12 protein-coding genes are annotated in these 14,974 nt (G+C 70.2%); 6 read left to right on the plus strand and 6 right to left on the minus strand.

Annotated elements, in window-relative coordinates; translation table 11 throughout:
• Positions 1-9: 9 nt before the first annotated feature.
• Together HD597_RS49455 and HD597_RS49460 are read right to left on the minus strand one after the other, a co-directional pair.
• Positions 10-750 carry an MBL fold metallo-hydrolase gene (locus HD597_RS49455; protein WP_253754136.1) on the minus strand — a complete coding sequence of 247 codons (741 nt, stop codon included), beginning with the start codon at positions 748-750 and terminating at the stop codon, positions 10-12.
• A gap of 23 nt (positions 751-773) precedes the next feature.
• The gene (locus HD597_RS49460; protein WP_253754139.1) at positions 774-914 is read right to left on the minus strand and encodes a hypothetical protein; all 141 of its coding nucleotides are present in this window, start codon (positions 912-914) and stop codon (positions 774-776) included.
• 419 nt (positions 915-1,333) lie between these two features.
• Here HD597_RS49460 and rho point away from each other — a divergent pair, with 419 nt between their 5' ends.
• From rho to HD597_RS49475, 3 genes are all read left to right on the plus strand, one after another.
• Positions 1,334-2,446, plus strand: a complete 1,113-nt coding sequence (rho, locus tag HD597_RS49465; protein ID WP_308210853.1) for a transcription termination factor Rho — start codon at positions 1,334-1,336, stop codon at positions 2,444-2,446.
• 28 nt (positions 2,447-2,474) lie between these two features.
• Positions 2,475-3,515, plus strand: a complete 1,041-nt coding sequence (locus HD597_RS49470; RefSeq protein WP_253754141.1) for a putative RNA methyltransferase — start codon at positions 2,475-2,477, stop codon at positions 3,513-3,515.
• Positions 3,516-3,659: 144 nt separating this feature from the next.
• The gene (locus HD597_RS49475) at positions 3,660-5,426 is read left to right on the plus strand and encodes a S9 family peptidase (RefSeq protein WP_253754143.1); all 1,767 of its coding nucleotides are present in this window, start codon (positions 3,660-3,662) and stop codon (positions 5,424-5,426) included.
• Positions 5,427-5,548: 122 nt separating this feature from the next.
• On the opposite strand, the gene HD597_RS49480 is transcribed toward HD597_RS49475, so the two are convergent.
• The gene (locus tag HD597_RS49480) at positions 5,549-6,739 is read right to left on the minus strand and encodes a PP2C family protein-serine/threonine phosphatase (protein ID WP_253754145.1); all 1,191 of its coding nucleotides are present in this window, start codon (positions 6,737-6,739) and stop codon (positions 5,549-5,551) included.
• 472 nt (positions 6,740-7,211) lie between these two features.
• Between HD597_RS49480 and HD597_RS49485 the strand changes: the two genes are divergently transcribed.
• Together HD597_RS49485 and HD597_RS49490 are read left to right on the plus strand one after the other, a co-directional pair.
• On the plus strand, positions 7,212-11,399 hold the full coding sequence (locus HD597_RS49485) for a hybrid sensor histidine kinase/response regulator (protein WP_253754148.1): 4,188 nt from the start codon (positions 7,212-7,214) through the stop codon (positions 11,397-11,399).
• Positions 11,400-11,402: 3 nt separating this feature from the next.
• Complete coding sequence (locus HD597_RS49490; RefSeq protein ID WP_253754151.1) at positions 11,403-12,032, plus strand: response regulator; 630 nt, start codon at positions 11,403-11,405, stop codon at positions 12,030-12,032.
• Between the two features lie 43 nt (positions 12,033-12,075).
• Here HD597_RS49490 and HD597_RS49495 read toward each other — a convergent pair whose 3' ends face one another.
• The 3 genes from HD597_RS49495 to HD597_RS49505 form a co-directional block, all read right to left on the minus strand.
• On the minus strand, positions 12,076-12,711 hold the full coding sequence (locus tag HD597_RS49495) for a DUF5701 family protein (protein ID WP_253754154.1): 636 nt from the start codon (positions 12,709-12,711) through the stop codon (positions 12,076-12,078).
• A gap of 335 nt (positions 12,712-13,046) precedes the next feature.
• A complete protein-coding gene (locus HD597_RS49500) occupies positions 13,047-14,006 on the minus strand; it encodes a sigma-70 family RNA polymerase sigma factor (protein ID WP_253754157.1) in 960 nt (319 codons plus the stop codon).
• A gap of 68 nt (positions 14,007-14,074) precedes the next feature.
• Entirely contained in the window at positions 14,075-14,242 is a 168-nt protein-coding gene (locus HD597_RS49505) for a hypothetical protein (RefSeq protein WP_253754159.1), read from the minus strand.
• Positions 14,243-14,318: 76 nt separating this feature from the next.
• On the opposite strand from HD597_RS49505, the gene HD597_RS49510 reads away from it, so the two are divergent.
• On the plus strand, positions 14,319-14,951 hold the full coding sequence (locus HD597_RS49510; protein ID WP_253754162.1) for a TetR/AcrR family transcriptional regulator: 633 nt from the start codon (positions 14,319-14,321) through the stop codon (positions 14,949-14,951).
• Positions 14,952-14,974 lie beyond the last annotated feature (23 nt).

Genomic DNA, 14,974 nt, shown 5'->3' on the forward strand with positions numbered 1-14,974 from the left:
CGAGTCTGATCACAGACGCAGGAAAGGCTCGCTGAAGTGCGCGGTCGCCAGGATCGCCCGCTCGGCCCTGAGCCCGGCCAGCACCTCGGCCCTGGTGCGCGCGGCCGCCTCCTGGTCGTCGTCGTAGAGGTAGCGGACGGCCGGGTCGTCGAGCTGCACCGGGTGCAGGACCAGGTCGCCGGTCATGGCCACCTCGCCGACCCTGGCGATCTGGTGGCCCGGCGTGTGGCCGGGAGTGTGGTGCACGTGAACGCCGGGCGCCACCTCGGCGTCGCCCTCGACGACCTGGAGCTGGGCCTTGATCACCGTGATCACGTCGTCGAGCACCGGACCCCGGGCGGCGTCCAGATCGGCCCGCTGGATCACGTAGCGGGCGTTGCCGAACATCGGTCGGCCCTCGGCGACCGCGCCCGAGGCGTGGTCGCTGTGCAGGTGCGTCAGGACGACGGTGCCGATCTCGGCGGGCGCGACGCCCGCGGCGGCCAGCTCACCGGCCAGCGTGCCGGGAACGGGCGCCCAGCTCGACGCCGGGGAGTCCGTGCCGCCGATACCGGTGTCGACCAGCGTCAGCCGGTCCGCGGCGTCACGGATCAGGTAGCAGTGGAAGTGCAGGACCCACGGCTCGTCACGGAGCCCGGAGCCGGGGAACAGCTCGGCCGGCGGGCGGCGGATCGCCGCTCCCATGGGCCCGACGGCGTCGCAGAGCGGTGTCACCTCGACGCCGGACACGGTCATCGGTTGATGCGGCATCCCGCCAGATTAGGCGGGCCGGGCTAGGCGGCGACAGGCTGGGCCGGAACGTACTCGTTCTCGAGGTCGGCGGCGTAGACGGCGCGGCGGCAGTTCGCGCACCGGTACATGATCGGGCCTTCGTCCAGCTCGTGGTGGCACCGCGGGCAGCTGACGGTCTTCATGATGGTGCTCCCCCAAGGAGATTTCTCTGTTTCGTCCCTATGGAACCCTCACCGAGTTGCAGGGACCCTGCATGCCACTTGACACGATGACGCTGCACTGACGGGGGTTCTGTGCTGCTCGGCACACCGGGGCGAGGTAATTTTCCTCGCTGCACGTCGCCGAGAAGAACATTGTCACGCGCCGCACCCCGAAGACGTGGGAGAAGCGCCGATTACCGCCCCGGAATAGCCCAAGAGGGCTAGGCGTTGTATGGGTCGGACGGTGTGGTATCTTGCCACCAAGCGTCGAGCTCCAGCTCCGCTTGATCTTCCAAGTTCGGCCCCGGCCCTCCTTCTCGCGAGAGCCCGGCCACCTTTCCTTCATCACCCGCCGGTCCTCGTCCGAGGCTTCCGGCGCATCTCCCCCAGAGGGGCTCATCATGTCTGTGCACACCATTCCTGAGCAGCGTGCCTCGGCACCGGTGCGTCAGGTGGCGGGACTCCTGGACGTGGGCGACAAGTCCGCCTTCATCCGGGCCGGCCACCTGGCGGGGCCGGGCGACGTACGCCTGACCCCCGAGAAGGTACGCCAGTGGGACCTGCGTCCCGGTGACCACGTCACCGCGTCCTTCGCCGGGAACAAGCTGGTCCGGGTCGAGTCGGTCAACGGCGCCACCTCGTGGCGCGACCGGCCCGCGTTCGACCGGCTCACCCCCGTCCACCCGACCGAGCGGCTCACCATCGAGACGGAGTCGCTCAGCACGCGCGTCATCGACCTGTTCGCGCCCATCGGCAAGGGGCAGCGCGGCCTCATCGTGGCGCCGCCCAAGGCCGGCAAGACCATGGTCCTCCAGGCGCTGGCCGCCGGGATCGCCCGCAACCACCCCGAGGCGCACCTGATGGTCCTCCTGGTGGGCGAGCGGCCCGAGGAGGTCACCGAGATGCGCGCCACCATCGCGGGCGAGGTCTTCTCCTCGACCTTCGACCACCCGGACCGCGACCACGCGGCCCTCGCCGAGCTGGCCATCGAGCGCGCCAAGCGCCTCGTGGAGTCGGGACGTGACGTGGTCTTGCTGCTGGACTCGCTGACGCGGCTGGGGCGGGCCTACAACAACCTCACGCCGCCCGGCGGGGGCCGTGTCCTCACGGGCGGCATCGACGCCCGGGCGCTCTACCCGCCCAAGCGCTTCTTCGGCGCCGCCCGCAACGTCGAGGGCGGCGGCTCCCTGACCATCCTCGCCACCGCCCTCGTGGACACGGGCTCGCGGATGGACAACAACCTGTACGAGGAGTTCAAGGGGACGGGGAACATGGAACTGCACCTCGTCCGCGAGCTGGCGGAGCGCCGCCTCTTCCCCGCCGTGGACCTCGACGCCTCCGGGACCAGGCGCGAGGAGATCCTGATGCACTCGTCGGAGCAGCAGGTGGTGTGGCGGCTGCGCCGCATGCTGACCGCGCTGGAGAAGCAGCAGGGCCTGGAGATCCTCGTGGACAAGCTCCGCTCCACCCCCTCCAACGCCGCATTCCTCCTGGAAGCGGCCAACGCCGCCTGACCGGCGCCCGTGCACCACAATGGGCCCCATGCTGGCTGACATCGTCGACTACCTCATCTGCCCCGTGTGCCGCGCCGACCTGCGCCTGGCCGGGGCGACCGTGCGATGCGCCGGCAACCACACCTTCGACGTGGCCAAGCAGGGCTACGTGAGCCTTCTCACCGGCTCGGGACAGCCGGGCACCGCCGACACCTCCGAGATGGTGGCCGCCAGGGCGGCCTTCCTCGACAAGGGCCACTACGCCCCGCTGGCGGACGCGGTGGCCGAGGCCGTGCGGGCACATCTGGGGCCGGAGAACGTTCCAGCAAAACATGAGTCCTGCACCGAAACGAATGACGGCGCGGAGTTGAGGGCGTACCGTGGGACGGAAGTGGAGGCCGGTTCCGGCGCGGCGCCTGCGGGCGGCGAGCAGGGGCCGGAAGCCGTCGAGGGCCACCGCGCGGAGGGCAGGACCGCGCCGGTGATCATCGACGCGGGCGCGGGCACCGGGCACTACCTGGCGGCCGTGCTCGACACGGTCAACGATGGCATCGGGATGGCGTTCGATGTGTCGAAGCACGCTGTACGCCGGGCGGCGCGGGTGCATCCCAGGGCAGGGGCGTTCGTGGCCGACGTGTGGCGCCCGCTTCCGATCAGGAGCGGGGTGGCTGATGTGGTGATCGACGTTTTCGCGCCCAGGAACGGGCCCGAGTTCCGCCGCGTGCTGCGGCCGGGAGGGGCGGCGGTGGTCGTCACCCCCGCGCCCGAGCATCTCAGCCCGCTCGTCGAGGAGCTCGGGCTGCTCTCCGTGGACGAGGAGAAAGAGCGCAGGGTGGCTCGGAGCCTGGAGGGGTTCGCCGAGACCGGGCGGCGCTCGATCGAGTTCGAGATGGAGCTGGAGCCCGGCGACATCGCCCAGGTCGTCGGGATGGGCCCCAGTGCGTGGCATCACCAGGCGAACACGCTCGATCAGCGGATCGCCGCATTTGTCTCCCGAAATGTCGCGAAAAGACAGCAAAAAGTAGTAACGCACGCCGCGTTTCATCTGTCTATCTTCGAGCCGGCACACCGATCAAGATCTGTTCCTTGACGGACATGAGCGACTGGTGTTACTGATGGGGCATTTAGTCCGAAATTCCCCCACATTCTCGGAGTATTTCCCCGGCACAGGCGCAATACTGGACGGCATCCCGGGCCCGGAGGCACGGGACATCAACGGGAGGGGGCGCGCCGGATGAAGGCGGAGGAACGCTGGCAGGCCAGGTTCCGGGCGTCGCGCATGACGCTGCCGTCCTGGGCGCGCCAGGCCCCGAACCGTGCCATCTACCGCTCCAACGCCACGGGCAAGTGGGAGGTCTACGCCTGGGACCGCGTGACCGGCGCCACCCGCCAGGTCACCGACCAGCCCAAGGGCACGGCGTACGCCGCGATCGACCCCACCGGCCACTGGATCTACTGGTTCGCCGACACGGACGGCGACGAGTACGGCGGCTGGTGGCGCCAGCCGTTCACCGGCGGCGCCGACGAGCCGGTCGCGCCGGACCTGCCGCCGGGCCAGCCCGGCGGCATCGCGCTGTCCACGACCGGCGTCGCGGCGATCAGCGTGGCCGGCGAGGGCCTGTTTCGCATCCACCTGGTACGCGCGGGCCAGCCGGCCGAGACCCTCTACGAGCACCCGGAGGCCGCCTGGGTGGCCGCCATGTCCCTCGACGGCTCCCTCATCGCGATCAACCACGGCGAGTACGGCGACTTCCGGCATCCGGCGCTGCGCGTCGTGCGCCAGAACGGCCACGTCGTCGGCGAGCTGCACGACGGCCCCGGCAAGGGCGTGGTCGGCCTCGCCTTCGCCCCGGTCGCGGGCGACCGCCGCCTGCTGGCCCTGCACGAGCGCCGCCGGCGGCAGGAGCCCCTGGTCTGGGACCCGGTGACGGGCGAGCAGCGCGAGATCTGGCTGCGCGACGCGGGCGACCTGGACGCCGAGTGGTACGACGACGGCCGCGGCCTGCTCATCCTGCGCGACGACCGCGCCCGCAGCTTCCTGCACCGCTACGACCTCCGCGGCGGCGGCCTGACCCTCATCGAGACCCCGCACGGCGTGATCGACGACGCCACTCCCCGGCCCGGCGGCCACGTCGAGTACTCCTGGTCCAGCGCCTCCCGCCCGCCGATCGTCCGGTCCAGCAACGGCCAGGTCGTGGTCAACCCCATCGGCCCGCCGGCGCCGCCCAGCGTCCCGGTGGAGGACATCGACGTGGAGGGCGAGGGCGGCCGCATCCACGCGCTGGTCTCCAGGCCCGAGGTCGGCACGGCCCCCCACCCGACGGTCTTCCTGCTGCACGGCGGCCCGACGGCGCACGACCGCGACGCGTTCTCGCCGACGGTGGCGGCCTGGGTGGACGCCGGGTTCGCGGTGGTGCGGGTCAACTACCGGGGCTCGACCGGCTACGGCTCGGCCTGGCGCGACGCGCTGCACGGCGACGTGGGGCACATCGAGCTGGCCGACGTGGCGGCCGTACGGCAGTGGGTGGTCGACCACGGCATCGCCGACCCGGACAAGACCGTCCTGGCCGGCACGGCGTGGGGCGGCTACCTGACGCTGCTCGGCCTCGGCACCCAGCCCGACCTGTGGGCGTGCGGCATCGCCGCGGTGCCGATCGCCTGCCACCAGACCTCCTACGAGGACGAGGCGGAGAGCCTGCGTGCCTACCACCGCGCGCTGCTCGGCGGCTCGCCCGAGGAGCAGCCGGAGCGGTACGCGGCCAGCTCCCCCATCACCTACGTCGACCAGGTCAAGAGCCCGCTGCTGATCCTCGCGGGCGAGAACGACACCCGCTGCCCGCTGCGCCAGATCGAGAAGTACGTCACCAAGCTGGAGGAGCAGGGCCGCCACCACGAGGTCTACACCTACGACGCCATCAGGGGCTCGCTCGTGGTCTCCGAGCGGATCGCGCAGACGGCGCTGCAGCTCGACTTCGCCCGCAAGCACGTGGGCGCACCGTGACACTTGTCACGCTCTGCGACCGTTCCTGACTACGGACCTTGACGCTCGGCCAGCCGGGCTGTCATCATCTCGCCACCCGTAGTCAGCCGGAAAGGCGCACCTTGACCAGCACGACCCCGGGCTCAGCGGGCGCGCAGCACCACGATCGCCAGGTCGTCGGCGCTCGGCTCGGAGGCGAACTCCGCGGCGCCCCTGCGGATGCGCTCCGCCACGGCCCTGGCCGACAATCCCGCGCACTCGGCCAGCAGCTTGGCCAGCCCGCCGTCGTCGTCGAGCAGCCGCCCGCCGGAGCGCCGCTCGGTCACCCCGTCGGTCACGGCCAGCAGCACGTCGCCGTGGTCGAGATGCACGGTGTCGGCCTCGAAGACGACCTCGTGGAAGACCCCCAGCAACGACTGCGGCGTGGTCACCGCCTCGACCTTGCCGCTCGGCCGCAGCCGCAGCGCCTCGGGATGCCCGGCGGAGACGAGCCGCACCTCCAGCCCGTCGGGCACGGGCGTGATGTCGCCGTGCAGCAGCGTGAGGAACCTCGCCCGCTCGCCCTCCTCCAGGATCGCCTGGTTGAGCCGGCCGAGCACGGCCGCCACGCCGTAGCCCTCGCGGGCCAGCAGGCGCAGCGTGTGGCGGGCCAGGCCGGTCACGGCGGCGGCCTCGGGGCCGGTGCCGCAGACGTCGCCGATGGCGAAGCGCCAGGAGTCGTCGCCGGCCTTGAACAGGTCGTAGAAGTCGCCGCCGACCTCGTTGACCTCGCCGGCGGGCTCGTAGATGACGCCGTAGTCGAGGCCCGGCACCTCGGGCTCGTTCGGCGGGAGCAGGCTGCGCTGCAGCGCGCGGTTGGCGGCGGCCTGCTGCGCGTAGAGCCTGGCGTTGTCCATGGCCAGCGCGGCGCGCCTGCCGATGTCCTCGGCGAACTGGATGACCTCGTCGGGGAAGCGGTCGGGCCGCCCCAGGCACATCATGCCGAGACTGCGGCCGCGGGCCATCAGCGGCACGGCGAGCACCTGCGACTCGGGCAGGTGGATCATGGAGGTGACGCGGGTGTCGGCGGCGTCGATGTCCATGTCCGCGAGCTGCTCGCGCAGGCCGTCGATCCTGGCCTCGTCGGCGTGCCAGAGGTAGACCAGCCGCAGCGGCCCGGAGTTGTCGGAGGTGTAGACGGCGCACCAGCTCGACAGCCGCGGCACCACCACCTGGGCGATGATCGCCGGCACCATGTCGGGGTCGAGCGTGCCCGCTAGCAGGTCACTCGCGTCGGCCAGGAACCCCAGCCAGTGGGGCCCGCGGCTGCTCTCCTCCAGCCATTCGGCTGCCACCCGGTCCGCGGAGCCAGGTAGCGTGAGCCTTGCCCAATGGACACGGGAATCGCCCGCAAAGGTGACTCCCCACTCCTCGACGTTGACGGAAGGAGCCTTCGGATCACTTTGGGAGAGGTATCGCTGGCGCAACTCCACCTGGACTGCGTCCCCGAAATGCTTCCAAATCACCTCAAAAGGCTCGTCAGCGACCTGCTCGGCCAGATCCGCGGCGACCTGCTCGGCAGTGTGGAGCACGCCGCCGGTGGCCCACGCGGTCATCACCTCGCGCGTGAACCTCATCGCAGCCGTCACAGCGGTCTCGCCGGGCGCGAACGTCGCAGCCAGCACCGCATGGGGAGAAGCAGTCATCCCAACGTGCCTACCACACTTCCCGCTGACTTGGGGTAAATCCAAGGACAGGACTACGAGCTACTCATCGTGACAGACTTGAATCACTCGCCGTGCGGCAGCGACGAGTGAAGGAGGCCCCATGACCACGGCCAAGGCCGCGCTAAGCCCAGAGGAGAGGACTTACACCGAGTCGGATCTCGTTCCCATCCTTGAGACTCTCTTCTCTTGGCGTGACGGCGACTTCCGGCGTCGGGTTCCTCACGCGCCTCCTGGCATCCTCAGTGAGGTGCGGTTGCTGCTGAACGAGGTGGCCGACCGCCGCGAGCACCTCGCCAACGAGTTGTCACGCGTACGCAAAGAAGTCGTCAAGGAAGGTCGCTTCGGCGAGCGGCTGACGCCCGGCCCGGGTGTCGGCGCGTGGGCGGAGAGCGTCGAGTCGGTCAACATGCTGATCGACGCCCTGGTGAGCCCGGTGAGCGGCGCGGCCGACGTCATCGACGCGGTGGCCAAGGGCGACCTGTCCCGGCGCATCGACCTCGACCGCTCCGCGCGGGGCGAAGTGCGCCGCCTCGGCAAGGCCATCAACGGCATGGTCGACCAGCTCGCGCTGTTCAACTCCGAGGTCACGAGGGTCGCTCGCGAGGCCGGCACCGAAGGGCGGCTGGGCGGCAGCGCCAACCTGCGCGGCATGTCGGGAAGCTGGCGCGACCTCACCGAGGCCGTGAACACGATGTCGTCCCGCGTGGCGGCGCAGGTGCGCGACATCGCCGTGGTGACCACGGCGGTGGCCAAGGGCGACCTGAGCCGCAAGGTGACGGTCGACGCCGTGGGCGAGATGTTCGAGCTGAAGAACACCGTCAACACGATGGTCGACCAGCTCTCCGGGTTCGCCGAGGAGGTGACCCGCGTGGCCCGCGAGGTGGGCACCGAGGGCCAGCTCGGCGGCCAGGCCCAGGTGACCGGCGTGTCGGGCGTCTGGAAGGACCTCACCGACAACGTCAACTTCATGGCCAACAACCTCACCTCGCAGGTACGAAGCATCGCGACCGTGGCGACGGCGGTGGCCCAGGGCAATTTGTCAAAGAAGATCACCGTTGACGCGCAGGGCGAGATCCTCCAGCTCAAGGACACCCTCAACACGATGGTCGACCAGCTCTCGTCCTTCGCCGACGAGGTCACCCGCGTGGCCCGCGAGGTGGGCACCGAGGGCAAGCTGGGCGGCCGGGCCGAGGTCAAGGGCGTGTCCGGGGTCTGGAAGGACCTGACGGACAACGTCAACTCCATGGCGCGCAACCTGACGTACCAGGTGCGCAACATCGCCCAGGTCACCACGGCGGTCGCCAACGGCGACCTCACCCGCAAGATCGACGTGGACGCCCAGGGCGAGATCCTGGAGCTCAAGTCCACCATGAACACGATGGTCGAGCAGCTCTCCTCGTTCGCCTCCGAGGTGACCCGAGTCGCCCGGGAAGTGGGCACCGAGGGTCAGCTCGGCGGCCAGGCGCAGGTGCGCGGCGTGTCGGGCGTCTGGAAGGACCTCACCGACAACGTCAACTCCATGGCCAACAACCTCACCTCGCAGGTGCGCCAGATCGCGGCCGTGTCGTCCGCGGTGGCGCAGGGCAACCTGTCGAAGAAGATCACCGTTGACGCCCAGGGCGAGATGCTCCAGCTCAAGGACACCCTCAACACGATGGTGGACCAGCTCTCGTCCTTCGCCGACGAGGTCACCCGCGTGGCCCGCGAGGTGGGCACCGAGGGCCAGCTCGGCGGCCAGGCGCGGGTGAAGGGCGTGTCGGGCGTCTGGAAGGACCTCACCGACAACGTCAACTCCATGGCCAACAACCTGACGTACCAGGTGCGCAACATCGCCGAGGTGACCACCGCGGTCGCCAACGGCGACCTCACCCGCAAGATCGACGTGAACGCCCAGGGCGAGATCCTCGCGCTCAAGACGACCGTCAACCGGATGGTGGACCAGCTCTCGTCCTTCGCCTCCGAGGTCACCCGAGTCGCCCGGGAAGTGGGCACCGAGGGTCAGCTCGGCGGCCAGGCCCGGGTCGAGGGCGTCGAGGGCACCTGGAAGCGGCTCACCGAGAGCGTCAACGAGCTCGCGGGCAGCCTCACCACGCAGATCCGCGCCATCGCGACCGTGACCAGCGCCGTGGCGCGCGGCGACCTGACCCGCTCCATCGCCATCGACGCCCAGGGCGAGCTGGCGGAGCTGAAGGACAACATCAACTCGATGGTGGGCAGCCTGCGCGAGACCACGCAGGCCAACCAGGAGCAGGACTGGCTGAAGTCCAACCTGGCCCGCATCTCCCGGCTCATGCAGGGCCACCGCGACCTGCTGGAAGTGGCCAAGCTGACGATGAGCGAGCTGACGCCGCTGGTGTCGGCCCGCTACGGCGCCTTCTACAGCATCGAGCCCGAGCACGAGCGCAACCTCATCCTCATCGGCGGCTACGGCGTGCGCCCCGACCGCGGCCCGCGCCAGCGCTTCGAGTTCGGCGAGGGCATCGTCGGCCAGGCGGCCAGCGAGGGCCGGCACATCGTGCTGGACGACGTTCCGCCGCAGTTCATCACCATCGACAGCGGGCTCAGCCGGTCCACGCCGGCGCAGATCGTGGTGCTGCCGATCCTGTTCGAGAACCGCGTGCTCGGCGTGCTGGAGCTGGCCTCCTTCACCCCGTTCGGCGAGGTGCACCTCGACTTCCTGACGCAGCTCGTCGAGACCATCGGCGTCACCATGAACACGATCATCGCCAACTCCCGCACGGAAGACCTGCTCACCGAGTCCCAGCGGCTCACCCGCGAGCTGCAGGAGCGCTCCGACGAGCTGCAGCGCCAGCAGGAGGAGCTGCGCAGGTCCAACGCCGAGCTGGAGGACAAGGCGGCGCTGCTGGCCAAGCAGAACCGCGCGATCGAGATCCAGAACTTCCAGATCGAGCAGGCCCGCCGCACGCTGGAGGAGCGCGCGGAGCAGCTCGCGGTCTCCTCGCGCTACAAGTCCGAGTTCCTCGCGAACATGTCGCACGAGCTGCGCACGCCGCTCAACAGCCTGCTCGTGCTGGCCAAGCTGCTGACCGAGAACGCCGAGGGCAACCTGACCTCGCAGCAGGTCGAGTTCGCCCGCACGATCCACAGCGCGGGCTCGGCGCTGCTCCAGCTCATCAACGACATGCTCGACCTGTCGAAGGTCGAGGCCGGCCGGATGGACATCCATCCGATCCAGGTGTCGCTGCCGAAGATGGTCGACCTGCTGGAGGCCGCGTTCGCGCCGCTGGCGCAGGACAAGGGGCTGTCGTTCAGCGTGGACGTCGAGCCGGAGGTGCCGCACGAGCTGCGCGCCGACGAGCAGCGCCTGCAGCAGGTGCTGCGCAACCTGCTGTCCAACGCGGTGAAGTTCACGCCTCGCGGAGAGGTGAAGCTGCGCGTCTCGATGGCCCCGCCCGGGGTCGACTTCGACGACGACAGCCTGCACGACTCCACCGACCTGCTGGCGTTCCAGGTGATCGACACCGGCATCGGCATCGCGCCCGACAAGCGCGAGGTCATCTTCGAGGCGTTCAGGCAGGCCGACGGCACCACGAGCAGGAAGTACGGCGGCACGGGCCTGGGCCTGGCGATCTGCCGCGACATCGCCCGGCTGCTCGGCGGCGAGATCCACGTCGACAGCGAGCTGGGCAAGGGCAGCACGTTCACGCTCTACCTGCCGGCCTCGTACACCGGCCCGCTGGCCGCGACCGACCCGGGCACGGCCCGCAGGCAGCTCATGACGCCGCCGAGCGAGGACTCGGCGACGTCCACGTTGCCCGAGCCGCCGCTGCCGCTCGACCTGCCGCTGCCCGAGCTGGTCGAGCCGCCGGCGGAGACGCCCAGCCAGTGGCAGGGCGACGACCCGCTGAACGGCGCCAAGATCCTGATCGTGGACGACGACATCCGCAACGTCTTCGCGCTCACCAGCGTGCTGGAGCGTCACGGCTCGACCGTGGTCTACGCTGAGAACGGACGGGAGGGCATCGAACAGCTCGAACGTAATGAGGACGTCGCGCTCGTGCTGATGGACATCATGATGCCCGAGATGGACGGGTGGGCCACGACTTCGGCCATCCGTCGCATGCCCCAGTTCGCCGATCTGCCGATCATCGCGCTGACCGCCAAGGTCATGCGCGGCGACCGGGAGAAGTCCATCGCCTCGGGCGCGTCCGACTACGTGCCCAAGCCGGTCGACGTGGACCGCCTGCTCGAACGGCTGCGCGGCTGGCTCAGCCGCGGCCGGGGCTCCGCGTCCGACTCGTCAGCCTCGTCGCCCGAAGGGTCGTGATCGATGCCGGATCGTGCAAAGATCCTCCTCGTGGATGACCGCGAGGAGAATCTGATCGCCCTCGAAGCCATCCTCAGCTCGCTCGACCTGGTGCCCGTGCGCGCCAGGTCGGGTGAGGAGGCGCTCAAGGCGCTGCTCAACACCGAGTTCGCGCTCATCCTGCTCGACGTGCGGATGCCGGGCATGGATGGCTTCGAGACCGCCGCGCACATCAAGCGGCGGGAGCGCACCCGTAACATCCCGATCATCTTCTTGACCGTGGTGGACAGCGCTCCCGACTACGCCTTCCGTGGTTACGCGGCGGGCGCGGTGGACTATTTGACCAAGCCGTTCGACCCGTGGGTGCTGCGGGCGAAGGTCTCGGTGTTCGCCGAGCTGTACAACATGAACAAGCGCCTGGCGGAGCAGGGGTCGCTGCTCCGCGACCGCCTCAGCGGCGAACTGCCGCCGGGAGCGGGCGACCACGCGTCCGTGCTGCCCGAGCTGTCGCGGCGGCTGACGGCGGTGGAGGACGAGCTGGCCCGGGTCAGGGAGCTGGCCCGCAAGTCGCAGGACCCGGCGCTGACCGTGCCGCTGACCGACCTGACCGATCGCCTGAGTCACCTGCGCGCCGGTTTCGACGCGCTCTCCTGATCTCCGCGCACCACCCCCGGGACCGATGTCCGCCCGGGGGTGTTCACGCGGCCGCGCGCCTGCCGCCCGCGGAGGCCATGCCGAGCCAGGTGTGCGGGTTGCCCTCCCAGCACCAGCCGAGCTTGGGCGCGTTCCGGCTGATCCAGAGGGCGGGCACCCGGCGGTCGCCGCAGCGGGAGCCGCCGAGGGAGAAGCACTTGTTCTTGGCCAGGAGCTGCGGGAAGTGCGTGATCAGGGCGATGCCCTCCTCGATGGTGAGCAGGGTGCGGCCCCGGGCCGCGATGACGTTCATCGCGGCGCTGGGGACGGCGCCACAGAACTCCTCGCCGCGCTCGACGTCGAACAGCAGGTAGACCTGCTCGACCTCCGAGACGGCGACGAATCGTTCCAGTGCGCCCGGCTCGAAGGAGTGATCGACGAAGCCGGGCTTGCGCCTGCCGTGCACCGTGGTCAGCGGCATGGTCTGCTCGATCGGCGCGATCTCGCGGGACAACACGAGCACGAACGGCACCCGGCCGCCTTCCGGGTCGCACGTCGTACCCCCGTGGCGGACGGCCAGCTCGCGCAGCGGCGCCAGCGTCGCGGGGCCGAGCCCGGCCATGGCGGGATAGCCGAGGTCGATCAGGGTGCGGACCTGCCGGTCGAACTCGGCGCCCGGCTCGAAGGGGGTCTGCGTCAAGGGCTCTTCTCCAGTTCGTGTTCAGCGGCGATACGGGCGATGCCGGCCGGGGTGCCGGCCATGATGGTGCGGGCGTGCTCGGTCACCGGCTCGACGGGCCGGTCCCACCAGGCGAGTACCCGCCCAGCTCGATGGTGGGCGAGGTGACCGGCGGCTTGAGGAAGACCACCCGCTCGTGGGCGGGCAGCGGGTGCCCGGTCGTCGGGTCGGGAATCAGCGGAGAAAGCCCTTCTGCGAGAAGTCACGCCTTCGTGAGGCGAGCGGGGCTCGCTTGCGTGAGACGTTGGGTGAGCAGGGCGCGCTTCCACTAGATGTACTTGGTCATGATCCAGGCGTCAGGCGAGCAGGTCGGCCAGGGCGCGGGAGCAGGCGGGCCGGCGCAGCTTCTGCATGCCCTTGGCCTCGATCTGGCGGATGCGCTCCCGGGTGACGCCGAACGTGCGGCCGATCTCGTCCAGGGTGCGCGGCGTGTCATCGGCCAGGCCGTACCGCTGGATGAGGACGGCGGCCTCTCGCTCGGTCAGCGTCGCCAGTGCCGCCCGCACGTCCCGGCGGAGACAGGAGGCGGCGACCTCGGCTGCGGGGCCGGGCGCGTCGTCGGCGAGCAGGTCGCCCAGCTCGGCGCTGTCGTCACCGAGCGGGGTGTGCAGCGAGACCGGCACGCGGTCGTGCCGCAGCAACTGCTCGACCTTCTCCGGCGTCAGCCCGAGCTCGGCCGCCAGCTCCCTCGCGGTGGCCTCGCGACCCAGCTCCCGCAGCATCGTGGCGCGGGCGCGGACGACCCGGTTGAGGTCCTCGACCACGTGCGCGGGCAGGCGGATCGTCCGGCTCTGGTCGGCCAGCGCACGCCCGATCGCCTGCTTGATCCACCAGGTGGCGTAGGTGGAGAACTTCAACCCGAGCCGGTGGTCGAACTTCTCCACCGCCCGCATCAGCCCCAGGTTGCCCTCCTGGATCAGGTCCAGCAGCGGCAGGCCGTGCCCGGCCCTGCGCTTGGCGATGGAGACGACCAGCCGCAGGTTGGCCTCGATCATCTGGTCCCTGGCCAGGCGCCCATCGGCAGCGATCCACTCCAGGTCGGCGCGCTCCTGCGCGGACAGGTCGGCGCGCTCCTGCGCGGACAGATCGGCGCGGCCCTGCGCGGACAGATCGTCCTCGCGGTCGAGGCGCTCCTGGGCGAGCAGCCCGGCTTCGACGCGCTCGCCGAGCGCCACTTCCTGCCTGGCGTCCAGCAACCGGATCCGGCCGATCTGCTTGAGGTAGCCCTCGACGGAATCAGTGGTGGTGACTGACATGGGGACCTCCCGGGGGTTGTTGCGGGGTCGGGGTCAGTGCGCGGCAAGCCGCGTCAGTAGGCGGCGTCTCAGTACGCAGCGCGCCGGGGAGCGGCGCTCCGCGTGACGTGGGGCTGCGCCACGGGCTTCAGCCCGCGAGCCGGTACGGCGGAGGTGCGCGGCGAGCTCGGGCGGCCGGAACGAGCGGTCGCGGCGGTGATGGAGGCGGGCAGTTTGATCTGGAACGTCTCTCGCATGCGAGCCCCTTCAGGTCCTAAACTTGTGACAGTCCTAAGATTATGACCAGACTAGATACGAGTCAAGAGGAAATTTATGTCCGACACAAAAATCCTCGGCCTCCGGGAGCAGAAGAAGCGGGAGACCCGTCAGGAGATCTCCGACCAGGCCACCCGGCTGTTCATCCGGCGGGGCTTCGAGCAGACGACGATCGCCGAGATCGCCGAGGCCGCGCGGGTGGCCAAGAAGACCGTCACGAACTACTTCCCCCGCAAGGAGGACCTCGCCTTCGACCACCACGAGCAGTTCGTGGCCGCGCTGGCGGGGATCGTGGCGGGCAGGCGGCCGGGAGAGTCGGCGCTCGCCGCGCTCAGGAGGGTCTTCCTGGAGGCGGCCGAGCGGCACGATCCCCTGCTTGGGTTCACCCGCGACGGGTTCGGGCGGATGATCACGGAGTCGCCGACGCTGGTGGGCCGCCTGCGCGAGTTACTGGAGCAGCGGGAGGAGGCCCTGGCGCGGGAGCTGGCCACGGAGACGGGTGATCGGGGACCGGTGCCCCGGGTGGTGGCGGCTCAGCTCGCCGCGCCCTACCGGGTGCTGCTCGGCCAGATCATGGAGCTCACCCTGGAGGGGGTGGATGATGCGCGGATCGCCGAGATCGTGGCGGCGGCCGCGCGCGAGGTGTTCAGGCTCATGGAGCCATCGCTCGGAAGCTATGCGGTGCGCTGAGGCCAAGACCTGCGAGGCGCGAT

The organism is Nonomuraea thailandensis (genome assembly GCF_024172165.1).
GTDB lineage: Bacteria > Actinomycetota > Actinomycetes > Streptosporangiales > Streptosporangiaceae > Nonomuraea > Nonomuraea thailandensis.